Origin of the sequence: Bifidobacterium pullorum subsp. gallinarum, assembly GCF_000741215.1 — a bacterium.
GTDB lineage: Bacteria > Actinomycetota > Actinomycetes > Actinomycetales > Bifidobacteriaceae > Bifidobacterium > Bifidobacterium pullorum_B.
In genome coordinates, this window is sequence record NZ_JGYX01000003.1 from 1 (window position 1) to 17,283 (window position 17,283).

Annotated in this window: 9 protein-coding genes and 6 pseudogenes; 7 read left to right on the plus strand and 8 right to left on the minus strand. The window is 59.8% G+C overall.

The annotated features are described in order from the left end of the window. The 3 genes and pseudogenes from BIGA_RS10010 to istA (BIGA_RS04405) form a co-directional block, all read right to left on the minus strand. Positions 1-327: ATP-binding protein (locus BIGA_RS10010; protein WP_272944571.1), on the minus strand; the 327-nt coding region annotated here is incomplete at its 3' end. A 49-nt stretch (positions 328-376) separates the two neighbouring features. Beyond that, positions 377-535, minus strand: a pseudogene (locus BIGA_RS10015) (ATP-binding protein); the annotation flags it as partial. 313 nt (positions 536-848) lie between these two features. After that, positions 849-2,317 (minus strand): annotated as a pseudogene (istA, locus tag BIGA_RS04405) (IS21 family transposase). A 163-nt stretch (positions 2,318-2,480) separates the two neighbouring features. Here istA (BIGA_RS04405) and BIGA_RS04410 point away from each other — a divergent pair. The 6 genes and pseudogenes from BIGA_RS04410 (at position 2,481) to BIGA_RS10135 (ending at position 7,573) form a co-directional block, all read left to right on the plus strand. Next, a complete protein-coding gene (locus BIGA_RS04410; RefSeq protein WP_034259736.1) occupies positions 2,481-4,073 on the plus strand; it encodes an IS3 family transposase in 1,593 nt (530 codons plus the stop codon). 288 nt (positions 4,074-4,361) lie between these two features. Continuing rightward, positions 4,362-4,556 (plus strand): hypothetical protein, encoded by a 195-nt coding sequence (locus BIGA_RS09255; RefSeq protein WP_237744063.1) that lies wholly within the window; start codon positions 4,362-4,364, stop codon positions 4,554-4,556. A 244-nt stretch (positions 4,557-4,800) separates the two neighbouring features. Continuing rightward, positions 4,801-5,673 (plus strand): IS21 family transposase, encoded by an 873-nt coding sequence (istA, locus tag BIGA_RS09505; protein ID WP_237744054.1) that lies wholly within the window; start codon positions 4,801-4,803, stop codon positions 5,671-5,673. Between the two features lie 519 nt (positions 5,674-6,192). Beyond that, positions 6,193-6,981: pseudogene (istB, locus tag BIGA_RS09260) on the plus strand (IS21-like element helper ATPase IstB). A gap of 140 nt (positions 6,982-7,121) precedes the next feature. Next, positions 7,122-7,409: pseudogene (locus BIGA_RS10190) on the plus strand (IS3 family transposase); the annotation flags it as partial. Then, the gene (locus BIGA_RS10135) at positions 7,307-7,573 is read left to right on the plus strand and encodes an IS3 family transposase (RefSeq protein ID WP_353936591.1); all 267 of its coding nucleotides are present in this window, start codon (positions 7,307-7,309) and stop codon (positions 7,571-7,573) included. The pseudogene BIGA_RS10190 and the gene BIGA_RS10135, both read left to right, overlap by 103 nt. Before the next feature lie 236 nt (positions 7,574-7,809). On the opposite strand, the gene BIGA_RS04425 is transcribed toward BIGA_RS10135, so the two are convergent. The 4 genes and pseudogenes from BIGA_RS04425 to BIGA_RS04440 form a co-directional block, all read right to left on the minus strand. Continuing rightward, positions 7,810-8,373, minus strand: a complete 564-nt coding sequence (locus BIGA_RS04425; protein WP_033506629.1) for a DUF4411 family protein — start codon at positions 8,371-8,373, stop codon at positions 7,810-7,812. Then, a complete protein-coding gene (locus BIGA_RS04430; protein ID WP_033506627.1) occupies positions 8,370-9,539 on the minus strand; it encodes an ImmA/IrrE family metallo-endopeptidase in 1,170 nt (389 codons plus the stop codon). Before BIGA_RS04430 ends, BIGA_RS04425 begins: the two co-directional genes overlap by 4 nt. A gap of 96 nt (positions 9,540-9,635) precedes the next feature. Next, positions 9,636-12,862 (minus strand): annotated as a pseudogene (locus BIGA_RS04435) (DUF3427 domain-containing protein). Then, positions 12,854-13,276: pseudogene (locus tag BIGA_RS04440) on the minus strand ((deoxy)nucleoside triphosphate pyrophosphohydrolase); the annotation flags it as partial. The pseudogenes BIGA_RS04435 and BIGA_RS04440, both read right to left, overlap by 9 nt. 198 nt (positions 13,277-13,474) lie before the next feature. On the opposite strand from BIGA_RS04440, the gene BIGA_RS04445 reads away from it, so the two are divergent. Next, positions 13,475-14,551 carry a plasmid pRiA4b ORF-3 family protein gene (locus BIGA_RS04445; RefSeq protein WP_161786258.1) on the plus strand — a complete coding sequence of 359 codons (1,077 nt, stop codon included), beginning with the start codon at positions 13,475-13,477 and terminating at the stop codon, positions 14,549-14,551. Positions 14,552-14,844: 293 nt separating this feature from the next. Here the strand turns inward: BIGA_RS04445 and BIGA_RS04450 are convergent, their stop codons facing one another. Next, complete coding sequence (locus BIGA_RS04450) at positions 14,845-17,268, minus strand: DNA/RNA helicase domain-containing protein (protein WP_161786257.1); 2,424 nt, start codon at positions 17,266-17,268, stop codon at positions 14,845-14,847. Positions 17,269-17,283 lie beyond the last annotated feature (15 nt).

Here is a 17,283-nt window from a genome sequence, read left to right on the forward strand (position 1 = left end):
CGAATCGCACCTGTTTTTAGTCAAGTTGGTGTTTCGGTTTTCGTCAGGTATTTTTTCGGTTTTGGGCGTGGGTGTGCGCGGTGTGTTTATTGGTTTGGGTTTGCCGAACATGAGTGCCTGGCTGATGCGGTGGCTTTGTCCGGTGAACTCGATGAGTCGTCCGTGGTGAACGATGCGGTCGATGATCGAGGCGGCGAGTTTGTCGTCGGCGAAGATCGTGCCCCATTTGCTGAACTCGATGTTCGTGGTGAAGATGATGCTCCTTCTCTCGTAGCTGCCGGCGATGACCTGGTAGAGCAGTCTGGCGCCGTCGACGTCGAAGGGCACGTAGCCGAACYCGTSCMGGGATGATCAGATCGGCTTTGGCGATGTCCTTGAGCATGGTCTCGAGGGTTCCCTCGCGCTTGGCGCGGCCCAGCTGAAGGACGAGCTCGGCGGTGGGCAGGAAGCGTACGTTCATGCCCCGGTCGATCGCGCTCATGCCCAGCGCGGTGGCCAGGTGGGTCTTGCCGCGTCCGGTCTTCCCGTAGAACACGAGGTCCTGGGCCCTGCCGACGAAGCCCCTGGGAGAGCAGCTCGTCCCGGGCGTACCCGTCGGGCAGCTTCACGTTCGTGAAGACCGTGGCCGTCCAGCGTCTTGGGGACGGGGAACCGGGCGCGGCGCAGGAGCCTGGCGCGCTTCGAGGTCTCGCGGTTGTCCAGTTCCGTGCGCAGCAGCCTGTCGACGGCCTGGAGCTGCCTGGGCGTGGCCCATGCCAGCAGGTCGTCGATGGTGGCTTGGGAGATGAACAGGGCGCGGGCCCTCGCCCGCAGCCGGTCGATGTCCGTGCGCTCCTCGTTCCTCTGGCTCATGCGTTGTCCTCCCTCCCGGCGAACGCCAGGTCGTATTCGGTCAGGTCGACGGGCTCGTCGTAGGCGACGGGCTCGGTCCCGGCGGCGTGTCGGGCCGCGGCCAGGCATACGCCGGCGCGGTCGATGCCGCCGGTGGTCTCGAGGATCTCGGCCATCGCCGCCACCGCGTTCGCCCATCCGCTCTCGCGTTCGGCCTGCCGGAGCGTGCGCAGCCCCTCGGCGAGGACCGCGCGCTCCTGCCCGTCGAGCCATTCGCGCAGCGGGTCGGGAAGCGCCTCTCGGACCTGGCTGTTGGGCCAGGCCCCGGGCCTGTCGCCACGGCAGCCCGATCCGCAGGGACGGGTCGTCGCTGCTGGTGGGGTTGTCGCCGTAGGCGCGCGGATGCGTCGTGATGCGGGCCCCGGAGGCATCGAGCAGCTCGACCTCGAACGCGCGCAGCCCGACGATCAGCTCGCGCCCCGCATGCTCGGGGCCGGCCGCGTACCGGTGTCTGCTCTCGACGGTGACGATCCCGTACTTGTCGGCCTTCATGCGTTTCCACGTGACCACGTCGAAGCGTGTCTCCGGCAGCGCCAGCAGCGCTTTGCGGTCCCCGCGCGGACAGGTCCGTCTCGCGCCCGCCCTTGCGGTAGTGGTCCTTGTCGCCCAGCGCGAGGCACCGTTCGAGCAGCCTGGCGTTGAACGTCGGCATGCTCCACACGCTCGGCACCGGCACGAACAGCTTGCGGCGCACCGCGCCGACCCGGGACTCCACGCCGCCCTTCTCGTGGCCCGCGTACGTGTTGCAGAACACGTATTCGAACCCGTAATGCGCCTGGAACGACTGGAACAGGCGCGTCAGCCTCACCCGTTCGAACATCCTGCGGCCCACGCCCGCGGCGTTGTCGAACACGATCCGCGGCGGCACGCCGCCCAGCCACTCGAAGATGTCGCGAAGCGCCTGGCACGCGCACTCCGCGTTCTCCCCGGGCATCAGCTGGCTCGGCCCGACGTTCGAATACGGGAAATCCAGCACGAACCGGCGCATGCGAGACACCTCGCCCCGGAACCTGACGTCGACCTCGCCGAAATCGGCCTGCGCCTCGCCCGGATGCCACACCAGGTCGAGGTAGCCGGCCTCGCGCTCCGCGGCGAACTCGCGCCGCAGCTGCGCGACCTTCCTCGTCACGGTCGACAGCGACACCTCCGCCCCGTACTCGTCACGCAGACGCTCCCATATCCGGGTCGCGGTATGCCGCTGCTTGCGCCACGTGCAGCGATCCTCCGCGAGCCACTGCTCGATCACCGGCACGTAACGGTCGATGACCGACTCCGCGTGTTTCCGCTTGACCGGCGGCCTGGGAGACAGATCCCCCGCCTTCAGGTACTTGCGCACCGTCGGCTCGCTGACGTTCTCGCTGCGCGCTATCGACGCGATCGACTCGCCGTTCATCCTGCGACGGCGAATAGACTGGACTTTGGGCATGCTGATCATAACCTTTCCGGACCTCCTTGACGGAAAACGAAGCACCATCAAGATAAGGCCCACGGGTGGTCGGCATGCCTTTGCCTAAACCCGAAAAAACTACATGACTAAAACGGGGTGGTGACGAAATGTTGGACTCCTTGAGCGGGGAGGAGTCGTCATCATGGCGAGGTATTCGAGGGAGCAGCGCAGGCGCGCGGCGGAGTTGTACGAGCGGTACGAGCACAGCGCGGCGGACGTGATCCGGGAGCTGGGGTATCCCAGCAAGGAGGCGTTGCGCATGTGGCATCGCGACTGGCTGGAGGAACGGCGCACGGGGATCCCCTCCAGTCGTGGCGAGCATTATTCGAGGTACACGGATGGTCAGAGGCGCGCGGCGGTGGAGCATTACCTGACACATGGCAGGCGTCTGAGCAGGACCATACGCCAAATGGGGTATCCCAGCCGTGAGGTGCTGGCGGCGTGGATCGACGAGCTGGCGCCCGGGGAGCGCGCGGTCAAGCGCGGCCCGGTGGCGGACGAGGTCAGGCGTATGGCGGTGGCGCGGCTGGTCGCGGGCGGCGTCACGTCGCGGCAGGTCGCGGCCGAGGTGGGCGTGGAGGCGTCGGTCGTGAGAAACTGGAAGCGTCAACTGCTGCGAGAACCGGTATCGGAGGGCGATCCAGTGAGACCGGATGATCTGAGGGAAGAGGACGATGGCGCGGCCCGTCCGGATCATGACGTGCCGGACCTGGAGGGGCTGGTCGCGGAGCGTGATCGTGTACGCGCGGAGGTCGAGCGGCTGCGCAGGGAGAAACGGGAGGCGGAGATCGAGCTGTCGATCCTCAAGGGGGCGTTGGATCTGGTGGGAAAAGAGCGGGGCGCAGACCCGGACAACCTGACCAATAGGGAGAAGACGATCCTCGTCAAGGCCGTCAGTGCCGGACATGGCATCCCCGCGGGGCGTCTGCTCGCCCGGGTCGGTCTGGCGCGCAGCACCTACTACCATCAGTTGAACGCGATGAACAGGCCGGACAGGGACGAGGGGCTGCTCGCCCTGGTGCGCGACGTGTTCGAGAACAGCCTGCGCCGCTACGGCTACCGGCGGGTGTGGCTCGAACTGAGAAACGCCGGGATCGTCGTGTCCGCCAAAAGGGTCATGCGGCTGATGACGCGGCACGGGCTCGTCCCCTTGCTCAAGCGGGCCCGGCGCTACAGCTCGTACAAGGGCGAGCTGACCAAGGCGCCGGACAACCTCGTCAATCGCGTTTTCCATGCCGAGGAACCGAACCGGCTGTGGGTCACGGACCTGACGGAGTTCTCCATCCCCGCGGGCAAGGTCTACCTCAGCCCGGTGATCGACTGCTACGACGGGATGCCGGTGGCCTGGACGATCGGCACGAGCCCGAACGCCGAGCTGGCCAACCGGATGCTCCGCGACGCGTGCGCCACGCTCGGGGACGGGGAGCGTCCGGTCATCCACTCCGACCGCGGTTGCCACTACCGGTGGCCCGGGTGGATCAGCATCTGCAGGGAGAACGGGTTGACCCGGTCGATGAGCGCGAAGGGCTGCAGTCCGGACAACGCGGCCGCGGAAGGGTTCTTCGGGCATCTCAAGCAGGAGTTCTTCCACGGCCGGAGCTTCACGGGCGTCACCATCGAAGGGTTCGTCGAACAGTTGGACGGGTACATGCGCTGGTATCGGGACGAGCGGATCAAGCTCGCCTTCGGCACCAGCATCGCCAAACGAAGACGCGAGCTCGGACTCATGGCATAATCAAAGAACAAGGACACCGGAGTCCAACAAAACGTCACCACCCCCAAACCTCAACAAACAATTGAACAAAAACACCTGTCGGACAGGGAGAAGGCGATGCCGGTCGACCGGCCGGGGCCGAGGTATTCGCTGAGGTCGATGGTCTCCTTGCCGCGGTATCGCGCCCAGCAGCTACCACTGCCACCACGCGAGAACGGGGGTCGATAAGCACGGGGCCCTGCGCCGCCGCGTCGCGGACGTGTTCCGCGAATCGAGGGCCGATACGGGTATCGGCGGGTCAGGGCGGCGCTGGGCACCGGGACGTCGGAGAAGGTGATTCGCGGGATCATGCGCGAGGACGGGCTGGTCGCCCGTGTTCCCGGACGGCGGCGCTACAGCTCATGCGAGGGCGAGGTCACGCCCGCGCCGGGCAACCTCGTCGGCAGGGACCTCCGCCGCTCCCGCGCCGAACGTGAAGTGGCTCACGGACACCACTGTCTGTGAACAATGGTGAGTGTGCCGGATGATCGTGAGGAAGTTGACCGGTTGAGCGGTCCGGATTGAGCCGTTTCATCTTCTTGGCATGAAGGAGGCGTCGGCCCCGTCCCGTTCGGATTAGATTCCCGAGTTGAGTGTGGTTTCTCCCGGTGTAGGAAAGGATATGACGGTGCCAACGCCCATACAACAACGTATCAGGATTCTCGATGCCCGGGGTGTTTCCTGGCGTCGGATCGCCAGGGAGGTCGGGGTGTCACGGCAGACGGTCCGCAAGTACGCGCAGTTGGAGGACTGTTCGCCCAAGCCTCCCGTGCGCGCGGAATCCAGATCGAAGCTGGACCCGTACAAGCCGCTGATCGACAAGTGGCTGGAGGCGGACCGGTTCATGCCCCGCAAGCAGCGTCATACCGCCAGGCGCGTGTACGACCGGCTGGTCGCCGAGCAGGGGTTCGACGGCTCGTATCCGATCGTGCAGCGGTATGTGAAGCGTTGGAGGCAGGAGCATCGCGTGCCGGGCGAGGGGTACTTGGAGCTGGAGTGGTCGCCGGGGGTGATGCAGGTGGATTTCGGGCTGGCGCAGGCCGCGGTCGCCGGGAACCGGACGGACGTGCATTGCCTGGTGGTCTCGTTCCCGCATTCGAACATGCGGTATGCGGTGGCCCTTCCCGGGGAGAACGCTGAATGCGTGCGCCGTGGGGCTGCGCGTGGTGTTCGAGCATATCGGGGTCGCGCCGCTGGTCATGGTGTCCGTACGACGCCACCGGCGCGGGGCACCGGGTCGCGTGGGACGGGATCACCGTGGTGGACGTGTCCCCGGCGGTTCATCGAGCATTACCGGATCGAGGCCGGGTTCTGCAATCCCGCCAGCGGCTGGGAGAAGGGCAGTGTGGAGAACGCGGTCGGGTTCCTGCGCCGCAATGTGATGGTGCCCCTGCCGGACGCGGAGTCGTACGCGCAGTTGACGAGGTTCATGCTCTCCCGGTGCGACGAGATCGCCGAACGGCCGCACTACCGGTTGAAGACACCGGTCGGCGACCTGTCCGCGCGTCGGGCGCGCGTTGATGCAACGCCTGCCGTCCCATCCGTTCGACGCGTGCCGGTGGGAGATACGCAAGGCCGATAAGCAGGGGGTCGTCGAGATCGACTCGCACCGGTACCTCGCCGGCCCCTCCTGGCACGGGTGGACCCTGGACGTCGGCCTGCGCGCGTTCGACGCGGGGGATCCGCACCCAGGACGGGCGCTCGGTCGCCCGTCTTCCCCGCGTCTACGGGAAGGATCCCGGGACGGTCAGGAACCCGGCCTCGCTGCTGCCCGCGCTGGCCAGGAAGACCCGCGCGTGGGGCGAGAGCCCGATCCGTGGTGATTTCCCCGACAAGCTGCGTCTGGCGATTCGCAAGCCCGGGACTCCAAGCAACGCCAACGCACGTTCCGTCTGATCGCCAAGGCGTCGGACGCCAGCGGGTTCGAGGCCTCCGCAGCCGCCGCCGAGCGCCTCGTCGAGCAGGGGCACGGCATCGACGAGGCCAGCCTGATGGCGTTAAGCCGCCGGATCGCCGCGGGCGAGACCCCGCACGACGAACCCGCCCCGGACCTTCGCGACTACGACCGGTTCATGAGGCCGGCCGAAGACAGGAAGGAGGCATGATGACCAAACCCGGAACCGCACAGCCCGACACGAAACGCCGCCGCGCGTCGACCGGACGCATGATGGACGAGATCATGGAACTCGCCCGACAGCTCCCGTTGACCCGACAGGTCCTCGCCGACCAGCTCGAGACGGCCACGCCAACGCAGATGGAGTTCATGCACGCGTGGATGCTCGCCGAACTCGACTCCAGGGAGCGTTCCAAACGCGCGCGCCTGCTCAAGCAGGCCGGGTTCCCCCAATCCAAGGAACCCGGGCGGCTACGACCGGGTCGCCCCTGCGGTTCCCCGTCGACTACGGGCGTCAGGCCCTCGAATCCCTCGACTTCATCGAACACGCGGAGGACGTGGTCATGTTCGGGCCACCCGGCACAGGCAAGACCCACCTCGCCGTCGCGCTGGGGCGCAAGGCTTGCCGGCGGGGCATCCCGGTCAGGTTCTTCACCGCCGCCGAACTCGTCATGCGACTGCTGCGCGCCAACGCGGAGAACCGGCTCGACAAGGAGCTCACCCAGATCGGCAAAGCCGGGCTCATCATCCTCGACGAGCTCGGCTACGTGCCCATCGACGAGGAGGGCAGCCGCCTGCTCTTCCAGGTCGTGACCAACGCGTACGAGCGGCAGAGCGTCATCCACGACCGCCAACATCGAGTCCGGCGGATGGGGCAGGATCTTCGGCGACCCCAACACGGCACGCCGCTTGTCAATCGACCGCACCGTCCACCACGGCAGGATGATCAGATTCGAGGGCGAGTCCTACCGCAAGACCCACGCCCTCATGCAATAACAAACAAACACAACCAAACAGGACGGGACCAGACGCTCAAACGGCAACAAACCAGCCGATCACCCGGTCAACTTCCCCACGATCAAACGGCACGCCCGAACTTGACGCAACACACACCACGCGGGATCAAGGCCCGTGACGGCAAGGTCTGCCTTTCCCCGATGATCGACTGCTACGACGGCATGGTCGTGGCGCACACGGTCGGGACGTCGCCGAACGCGGGACCGGCGCGACACGATGCCGGGTCCGGGCCACCGCCACGCTGCGTGCCGACGAGCGTCCCGTGGTCTCACGGCGACCGCGGATGCCGTTACCGGTGTCCGGGATGGCTGGACCGGATGAGCCGGTACGACCTGGTCCGGTCCATGGGCGCGAAGGGGTGCAGCCCGGACAACGCCGCGGCCGAGGGGTTCTTCGGTCGTATGAAGACCCGGGTCCGTGCATCTCCGGGCATTGGGAGGAGCGTACGTGCGAGGAGGCCGGCGGCCTCGCCGGCGAGTGCATCCGTTGGTACAACCATACGAGGATCAAACAGTCGCTGGGATGGAAAAGCCCGGTAGGATACAGAACAAGCCAGGGGCTGGCCGTATAGGAAAACAACTCCAAGAAAACGTCCGCAGCCCCCAACCCTTCAACTAAGGCGCTTTCTTCGGTTGTATTCTTGGTCGAAAAACAAACCTACAGGAAGCGCCCCTCACACCTTCGTATTCAACGGCTCAACGACGAGCCACCACCCACGAAAACAACACAAGAGCCAAACTATGCGCATCATATAATCGAACACATGTCGTCACCGTCCGGCCATGAAACGCGGCGGCGCTATCCCAATTAAAACCCACCAACTTCTTTCATGAAAACGAACAAATCCATGCATGGAATGCCGAAGTCTTCAGCAACGGCCGGAATCTTCACGCGTTTCCACGGACGCCCCGCCGGGTCCGGTTTCGTCTCAAACGTCACGATTGTCGACCGAAATGCCATGGCGGTAGCGAGCAGCCACGGATCGGCTACCGTTTCAGGGGTCCAGTCTCTTACCGCTTTCGGTTGATACCGCATAGGCGTCGTGGCGATATGCGATAGCACTTGCCGGTATCCATTCAGGATGCTCGCATCGTTATCAGTGACAAGAACCAAGGACCTGACTGCATCAAGCTGTTTGTCCAACTCGTCGGAAGCATGACCGTAGGTCTCATCACGGACCTTGTCAATGATGCCGAGGACTCCTCTTCGAATCAACCCGAACAGCCGACTCCAGAACAACTCGGACAATTTGAAGTCAGGGCTGTAATACTCGTTATACGGTCTCATCAGGCAGTTGGCGTCGATGAGGTAGCTGGGAGTCGGATCGTCGAACAACGCTCCCTGGGTAAGAGTCAAGTCCGAATCGCTCATGGTTCAACCCTCTTCAGCAATTCCTGGAAAGTGCGTCGGTTCGTTCCAGTCATCCGATACGCCTCGGTGTAGGAGGTCCGGCCTTCGGCCACGCTGGCGACGATGCGGTCAAGCAGCCGATGATCGAATCTGCTGCTTTTCGTAGCGTAATAGTTGCCGCCAGAAGAAACATTGCGGGATTTCTGAGTAGCTGTCCATTCCTTTGCACGCTTGCATACCGCGTCATACTGCTCTTCTGAAATATACCTGTGGTGCAATGCGCGCAATGCGACCGTCACCCAGGAAACCGGGAACAGTTTTCTTACAGCTCGTATCCGTTCATCCGCGTCACCACCTGCGGCGCCCCACGCCATGGAGAAGTCCTCATCCGGCATCAGCAACGCAGTGGCCGCGGCATTGCAAAGCCGTTCAACGGGCGTGACTGCGACAGAAACGGATTTATCGTTATACAATTCGTCTTCGCCAAGCAGAATATGGGCAAGTTCATGCACCAATGAGAACAGCCGTGCCGATGCAGGCTCATCGGCTCTGTTGATGAATACCAACGGCGCATATTCGTCAATCAAAGCGAACGCACGGAATTCTTCAGGATCCAAACGACGGCGCACGTTCTCCCCCACGATGCCGCTCATCATGACGATGATTCCCGCTTGTTCGGCGTGGTCGCGCAGATATACAAATGCGGTGTCCGGATTAGAATTTGCCCCGTCACGATACCAATATTCATCAAGTCGCAGCACCTGTCGCAACGCTTCGGTCAAACCGGCACTGTCAACATCGACAGCAACAGACCCCACGAAATCGAAAGGTTCCTCATCGTGATCAATCCGGTCCTGCCGGGCCCAATCCTGCAACGCGGACATGGCGTAAACCGTATCAACCAGATCCCTTGACGGCTTTCGATCGATATCACGACTCCCAATTGTCCTGTGCGCACACACCGGAGGCGTATCATCAATCGGCTGTGAAAGGAAGAAATATCCGAACGGCACCTGCAACCTGTCGCTTATCGTTCGAATGTCCTTCACCGTCGGCAGGGAAGCACCGCTTCTCCATTCTCTGATGTTGCTCAGCTGTGCATCAGTCAGCCGATCCTTGCTGCCGATATTCAATACCCAATCAAGAATCCGGGAGGGCACATTGATGCCGACGGATGTTTGCATCATTGCCCCTTTCCGAAAACGTAATATACTCGTCGCTTCATTGTATCGGTTCTCGCGCCCCGTCGCTAACGTTGCGTGCCATCATAATCGCCGAACGCATCACGATGTCGCCATGCCTGTCAGATGACGGAAGAGCTCGGGATCCAAGGGTTTGGCCAGTCGCAGGTTGGCGACGGCAAGGTTCATGGTCGCATCCCCGTCGCCCTCGGCCTTCCGCGTAATGGTGCGCAAGTCGTTGAACGCAGCGACGTGTCCGACGTAGTAATACTTAGCCTCGTCGGATTCCTCCTTGCGCATCACGAACAGCGGAATGAAATGGTTCTCCTGCCAACCCTCCGAACCATAGCCTTCCTTCATCCACATAAACTCCGGAGAATTCACGGTGCGGTTGTTCTTGCTGAAATACCGCATCTCCTGCAAGCCGAGAAATCGGTCGTCATACTGGCTGTTCGCGTACTTGACAAAGATCGGCATGGTACCGGTTGTCTTATGGCAGAAGTAACCGCCGACATTCTGTCCGTTCATTTCATCGGACCAGCCGAGCAGCCGCATGACATCGGCCAGCTTGTACTTCTGCTCGTACAGGAATCCACGGTCGAAGCCCCTACGCCCCGCACGGGCACGTTCGAACATCTCACGGCACACCATCAACCCGCACCGAATCGTATCGGCAAAGAAGATACGGAACGTACGGTTTCCGGACAGCATTGCAGTAAACTCCGCAGACAATCCCACGCCACGCTCATCGTCGACTTCAATCAATGGCGTTCCACCGAACCGAGACCGATTCGTTGCCGTGAAATACGAATAGTCCAATACCCGCAACGCCGACTGCATCTGCTCCGCCGTGAGATACGCATCCGGGAATCGCCGTGTAATCGCCGCGGCCAGTTCCGCCACGGAACGCGATCGGGAGGGATGCCACGAAACATCGTTCTCCCCCGCATCGCCGATCCGCTCCTCGCCGAACCGGCAGAGTTCATCGAGGATGACCAGTTCGTGCGGCCGCAGTCCCGGCAGCAACAATTCCGTCGCCATCTTCAACATTGCCGACTCAGCGTCACTCACCGGATCCAAGCAATCGAGGAACGCCATGCCATCGCCATTATTCTTTCCTCGGCTGAGACTGCGCTCGCGCGACCTGACGAACGACAAGTAATCGCCGCTCTTCGACGCCATCGTCATCGGCAATGACGGGTCGTACGCGTACACATCCGTCAACATCGGAATGCGTGCAAGTTCGTAGCGCAGCTGGCGATAGTGTTCACTGAGTTTCTTCATCTCGGACCAGTCGGCATGGTCGAGCGCACTCAGCACGCGTTCCCGCGCAATCCTGTCGAAACTGATCGAGCTCAACCCAATCGACCGCCGTTGCAGGTTGCGTCGCGCCACATCGCGATCGCCGGTGTTGCCGTACAGCGCCACCGGAATCAGATAATTGTTGGCGTAATTGCCGATGAAATCGATGACGGTAACGCTTTCCTTACCCGCGCACTTGCGCAGGCCGCGCCCCAACTGCTGTGTGAACACAATGCTGGACTGGGTGCTGCGCAGCATGACAATCTGGTTCAGCGAAGGGATGTCGATGCCTTCATTGAACAGATCGACGGTGAAGATGTAGTCGAGTTCGCCTTCTTCCAGCCGCCGCACCGCCTGCTCACGTTCCGCTGCGGACACCTTGCCGGACAGAGCGATGGTGCGGTACGCCCGTTCCGTCTGCTGGTTGATCTGCGTATTGAATAGTGCGGACAACCGTTCCGCCTCGTCCACGCGACTGCAGAACACCAACCCGGTGACCTGCTGATGGTACGGCGTGTAGGTCTGGATTTTGTCGATGATATACCGCACACGCTCCGGCGTGGCCAGCTGGCCGATCTCGTAACGCAGCTGCCCGGTGTTCCCATCATCCGCCGTAAGTCGCGTGCCGTCCTCCCCGAGGTATTCGGCCACACCGTAATAGTGGAACGGGCAGAGCATGTCCTCGTCAAGCGCGCGCTGCAGCCGGATCTCGTAGGCGATGTTATGGCCGAAACAGGAGTAGATGTTATAGCCATCGGTACGTTCCGGCGTGGCGGTCATGCCAAGCAGGAACCCCGGATTGGCGAAATGGTTGAGGATCCGCTGGTAGCGTTCGGCGCCAACGTGATGCGCCTCATCGACGAGAATGTAGTCGAATTCGTCGGCGGCGAACCGTTCCAGTATCTCCGGCTTACTCAAGGTCTGCGCCATGGCGAACATATACCGGCAGTTGGTGTTCTTGCTGCTGCCGGACAGCAAACCGAGATCGCCATCCGAACAGCCGAGCACTTTCTTGTAGGAGGCCATCGCGTTCTTGAGGATCTGTTCGCGTTCGGCTACATACAGCATGCGTCGTGGATTGCACTGCCGCACGTCGAACGCGGAGAGATAGGTTTTGCCGGTGCCGGTGGCGGAAATGACGATGGCACTGTGTTCGCCGTCCGCACGCAGCTGTTCCAGGCTGGCCAACGCTTCGCGCTGCATGGCGTTGGGTTCGATCTGCTGGCGTTCGCGCTCTTTGAGGATTGCGGAACGCGATGGTGTCTGATGACGCAGCTCCTGTTCGTAGCGTTGGAAATCCTCTTCGTATTGGGTAATCCACGCCTCGGTGAGCGGTTCGGAATCGGCAAGCTGGGATTCCATCTCCGATTGGATTTGGTCGACGAGTTCGCCGCCTTCCAGGGACGAGACTTTGAGATTCCACTCGCGCTGAGTGTTCAGGGCCGTCTGGGTCAAGTTGGAACTGCCGACATACAGATTGTAGTAGGGCTGCCATCCTCCAGATGGCGGGCGAACACATACCCCTTGGGATGGAACGGCTGGCCTTGCGCGCCCGAATGCGCCGATCGGTCCGTTCCGCCGTTCCAGATGCGCACGTCGACGCCGGTGACATGTTTAAGCCGCAGCAAGTCCCAGAATGCGGCCGGGGTGTTGAAATGGTTCTTGGTGGAGGTGATGAGGCGACTACGTTGCGCGCTGCCGCTACGTTCGGCACTGGATTTGAAGTCTTCGAATAGGGATTTGACCGCTTCGGCGGAGACGAAGGCGACGGACATATCAAACGAGTCGGCGTTCTCAAGTTCCTCGCCGATGACGTCTCCCATGGTGTTGCCGGGATGGTTGGCGATGAGACGGGGCGCATAGATACCGGGAGCGTCGGGTCTGCGTTTGATCAGCCCGGACATGACGTCCTCGAGAACGGATGAGGTGGCGCCGGGTACGTGTTCGATCAGCTCGGACGTGACGTTGTCAAGAGGGGATTCGGATGCATCGGTCATCGTGCTGCCCTGCTTCCGATCAAGGTTCATGACGGAAATGAGCTGCACAGCTTCAACGTCTGCAGGAGCCCAGTAGAGCGATGGCATATCCTCAGGCCGTTCCCACCGGATTTCCTGATGTTCAGTCAGACGAGGTGTGCCCGATTCGAGATGGCAGATGAACGTAGTGAGTTGCACTGTGCCGAAATCGTAACGTTGGATGGATGTGCACACCTCATCGGCGATGGTGACTTCGCACAGCAGTTCTTCTTCGATTTCACGACGCAACGCCTCACGACGGCTCTCCCCCGGCTTGACCTTACCGCCGGGGAATTCCCAGTAACCCGCAAGGGATTTCCCATTGCCACGGCGAGCGCACAATACCTTGCCGTCGCGTACGATGGCGGCGCCGACCACGTCGATCAGTTTGCCTGTGTCCGTGCCGACCGTTTCGTTCTCTTCCACCACGAATCCGCCCCTTCGCTCAAACGACTACTCGGAACAGATCCAGGATACAGCGAAATCTCACTTTTTCGACACGTCTGACTCGCAAGAAATAAAATCCATATCAGGTATTCTGCAAATACCACTCGTTTAGAAAAAGGAACAAGCATGGCGCGTAAAAGCAAAGATGTCGACCGCGATCCGGAACTCATCGCCGATATGACGCTGCTGATGCTATATCTGCTGTCCGACAAGGTTGGACGCAGCCGCTCCGCACGTTGGGTCGCCCCGACTTATCTGGACGCAAACGCTCTGGACCAGCTTGTACAAGACAAACTCATCGAAGACAATGGCGACGGTTCCGTCACGTTCACCGAACAAGGACTGGACAGCGCGCAGTACGTCCACGACGTATTCCTCGAGACCGCGGACGTGGTGGATATGCTCGAAGAACGGTTGTTGCTGCTGCTGGCATTGCAGCATACCGATCCCAAGGAACTTCTGAACGAATTGAGGGGAAAGAAGGGGCAGCCGGTAATCGCCGCCAAAGGCGATACCGCCGCCACGTCCCACGCGAAAAACACATCCTCCAAAAGCAGCAAGGGCACCGCGACCAGCACAACGAATCCGACGGACGGCTACGACCCGGCGCAGGATCAACGCGCGTTCAGAATCCAGCTCACGCTACGTGGATACGGGAATCCGCTGTGCTGGCGACTGATAGAGGTGCCCGCCTCGTACACGTTCCTGGATCTGCACGTCATCATTCAGGAATGCATGCGATGGATGGACTATCATCTGTTCGATTTCCGCTTCACCAGCAACGGACAGAAGCGTCAGTTGGACGAGCACGGCAACATGTATGACGATTTCTCCGACTGGATGACACCGGAGGAACGAAAGCGACAGCCCGTCAAATCGTTCTCGCGCGACGTTCATCTGGGCGAGATATTCCCACGAACCCGGACCGCGGTGTACTCATATGATTACGGGGACGGTTGGGAGATCGACGTCAAGGTGGTCAAAACGATCAAGCATCGTGACCACGATGAACCCCTGGTACTGGACGGCGACGGCGCCGCGCCGCCGGAGGATGTGGGCGGCCCGGCCGGGTATGCCGACTTCCTGCGCACCATCAACGGAGAGAACGGTCCCGAGCGGCAATATCTGCTGGAATGGTCCGAAGACCAGGGATATCTGGATCATTTCGATCTGAAGGACACACAGGAGCGTGTGGCCGATTGGCGGTTCCACCTGGAGGAGTTGACGAAGAATCTGGATCAACGGGGCGCATGACAAGATAACGTCCGATTTCAACGATGGGACACCGCATTTGCGCGAGGCTTCGAACACAACCGTTTCCGCGACAAAACCCAGCGTTTCGCGACAGGATTCAGCGTTTCACGACATAATCCCGTCGTATTCCCGACATACCCTGTCGTTTCGCGACATAATCCCGTCATAATCCCGACATTTTCGCGACATGACCCGCAGTTTCGCGACATGTCATCTTCCTCGCAGCAACGCAACGTGTCGTGGTAGGCAAGACCTCTTCCTCAAGAATCGTTTTCCCACGTCACAGCATATCCTCAAACGGACATTGAGTCTTGCAGTTTTTTCTGCAACACGGGATCGACTGCGAACAGGTATAAACCATGAACGCCTCGTTTGGTTAGCACTCCAAGCTGTTTACGAATACATTCGCGCTTGAAATACTCAAGATCCTCGCTAGTGGAGATATCTTTGCGACTACTGGTCACGCCTGGGTCACAGCTCATCTCAGGACGGTACACAATGCAGTTGCGATCTTCATCGTATCCAACAGACGGGCCGATGATGACACCCGCGTAGTTCAAGTCAAACCCTTGGATGGTGAAGTACGAACCGACCTCGTTCTTAGTGGATTCGTCACTCGCCCACGATTCACCGGTTTGACGTTTTTCTCGTTCCTCGTCCTCCAAGATATCCTTTGCCCGATTCCATCTGCGTCTAAACACCTTCACATGTTCAGGAATCTCGGGATCTCCGTCAACGTAATTGGGCCGTCGCCAGGCACCCCGATATTGTTGTCCGTCGCAGTGCCATTCATAGTCAGGGTCGTAATACAAATCCACGGTTCCCAATGCATCACCTGAATCATACGGCCAATCAAACGTAGCTACCACGCGACACAAATCACGAGGTTTTACCGCAGCACGCTTGGTCTTCTTCTTCCGCCCCTTTGCAGGCTTCGTTTCCTCTGCGTCTTCCTGACGAGACAAAACCCAGTCTCGTTTCTTGTTGATTTCACTAAAAACCTCTTCAGGTGATGAACAAACCTTTATCTCATAAGGACAGCCTAACGTCAGAGTGTTATCGCCGTCCTCGTCCACCATGCTGATTCTTGCAGTAGTGTCCTCGGGAACCAGCCGAGGTAGTTGCGCACAGCGAGAAGACAACGCATCAATCCACTGGATGACTTCATCACTCGCATCAATCCGGTATTGACAAGTCAGATTAATCCTGCTTACCGGATAGGAATCCGTGATAATAACCTCTTTGCCGTCATTCACCTTAGCATTGCTGTAATGCCCCGTAAACGTCAATACACTATCCACCGAATCAGCGTCCGCAACATAACCGTTCTCTTCAAAACCAAGCTGCCGCAACGTATTCGGATTCCACCACTGTTTTCGCTGCATGATTTGCTCAGGGTCAAATACGGCTACGACCACCTTTGCCCTACGTAAAATCTCGTGCAGGTGACTTTCAATACCGCTTTGCACCTTCTGCGTAAACAGCAGATGCGCCTCATCAATAAGCACTACATCCGCACGACAATTCTCCCCTGGAATCTCCGTATAGTCCCACGAGCTGGTCCCAACGGACAGTGAACGATCATTAATAAACTTTGTCGGACGAGAAACACATTGCATTGACTGTTTCTGCAGCCCTTGCTTTGTGGCCATGTCATCGTAAACTTTACGCTGATCTTCGTTATTCACCAGCAAACATACACGCTGTTTGTGATTGGCGGATTCTGAAGTGTTCTCATCTGAATCCAGATTCAGTGAATTTGCCAATTCGTAGAACAGCGTACTGAGTAGAATGGTCTTCCCCGTACCGGCGGCGCCACCGACAAGAATGAGCCGTGTATCTCCTGGGCTCCGCCATCGATCCAGGCAATCGAACACCGTCTTTTCGATATCCCTCAATGCCTCATGCTGTTCTTTTCCAAGCTTATGGAACGGCGAAACCTTATACAACGAAGACTGCCAGATCTGCTCTTCCGGAGGGAAAATGCCGTCTTCGTCTTTCGATACAAGCTTCCGCCAAGCAGCGGAGACAATACTGTCCAGATAGGTCGACGTATAGTATTCGTCCTGTGGATTGCCTCGACCATTCAGACAATCGACATGATCAATGGACTTCATGTAGTCGATGAGTTTGTTCTCAACGTCCAAAGTCAGCGATTTATTGAAATGCCGCTCCCAGATAACGTATTGATTGACATCTGCACCGTTGCTGACCGCATCCGTTATCCGTTGATCCGCGTTCTTCTCCGTCTCCAAATATCTTGATAACGCATGGTCGGCGGTGACTTCTCCATCGGCATCATCCGCATGCAAAGATTCCTGATTGTCCGCGATATCTTCAGTACGACTTTTTGTTAGAGTGATATGCTGAACCGTACGGTCAAGAATGTGTTGGCTCTCCCCTACATACACATACCACCTATTCCCTGATTTCGCACTACTTCCGCCGGCGGTCGTGGTGTTTTCAAACCAGACGATATATACCGTCGGCCAATTCAGCAGATGGCTCTTTTCCTTGCCATATCGATCAATCAGCTTCTCAGTCGCCACTTCAAGGGAAGTTCTCGGGCTGACCCAAGCGTCAGCTCTTGTTTCGAGAGTGGTCTCAAAAACCTCGCGATATCGATCCACGGAAATGGTTTTCCCGTTTTCGGTATCAACGCCGGCGTAAGGTACCTTCACGATACAAAACCGCATCTGTTCAGCTGTCCCACTCATATTCACATGGTACCC

Excerpts from the sequence above, each read along its gene's own strand:
- BIGA_RS04410 (WP_034259736.1), top strand. The coding sequence starts at position 2,481 with ATGGCGAGGTATTCGAGGGAGCAGCGCAGGCGCGCGGCGGAGTTGTAC.
- BIGA_RS10135 (WP_353936591.1), top strand. The coding sequence starts at position 7,307 with ATGGCTGGACCGGATGAGCCGGTACGACCTGGTCCGGTCCATGGGCGC.
- BIGA_RS04425 (WP_033506629.1), bottom strand. The coding sequence starts at position 8,373 with ATGAGCGATTCGGACTTGACTCTTACCCAGGGAGCGTTGTTCGACGAT.
- BIGA_RS04430 (WP_033506627.1), bottom strand. The coding sequence starts at position 9,539 with ATGATGCAAACATCCGTCGGCATCAATGTGCCCTCCCGGATTCTTGAT.
- BIGA_RS04445 (WP_161786258.1), top strand. The coding sequence starts at position 13,475 with ATGACGCTGCTGATGCTATATCTGCTGTCCGACAAGGTTGGACGCAGC.
- BIGA_RS04450 (WP_161786257.1), bottom strand. The coding sequence starts at position 17,268 with ATGAGTGGGACAGCTGAACAGATGCGGTTTTGTATCGTGAAGGTACCT.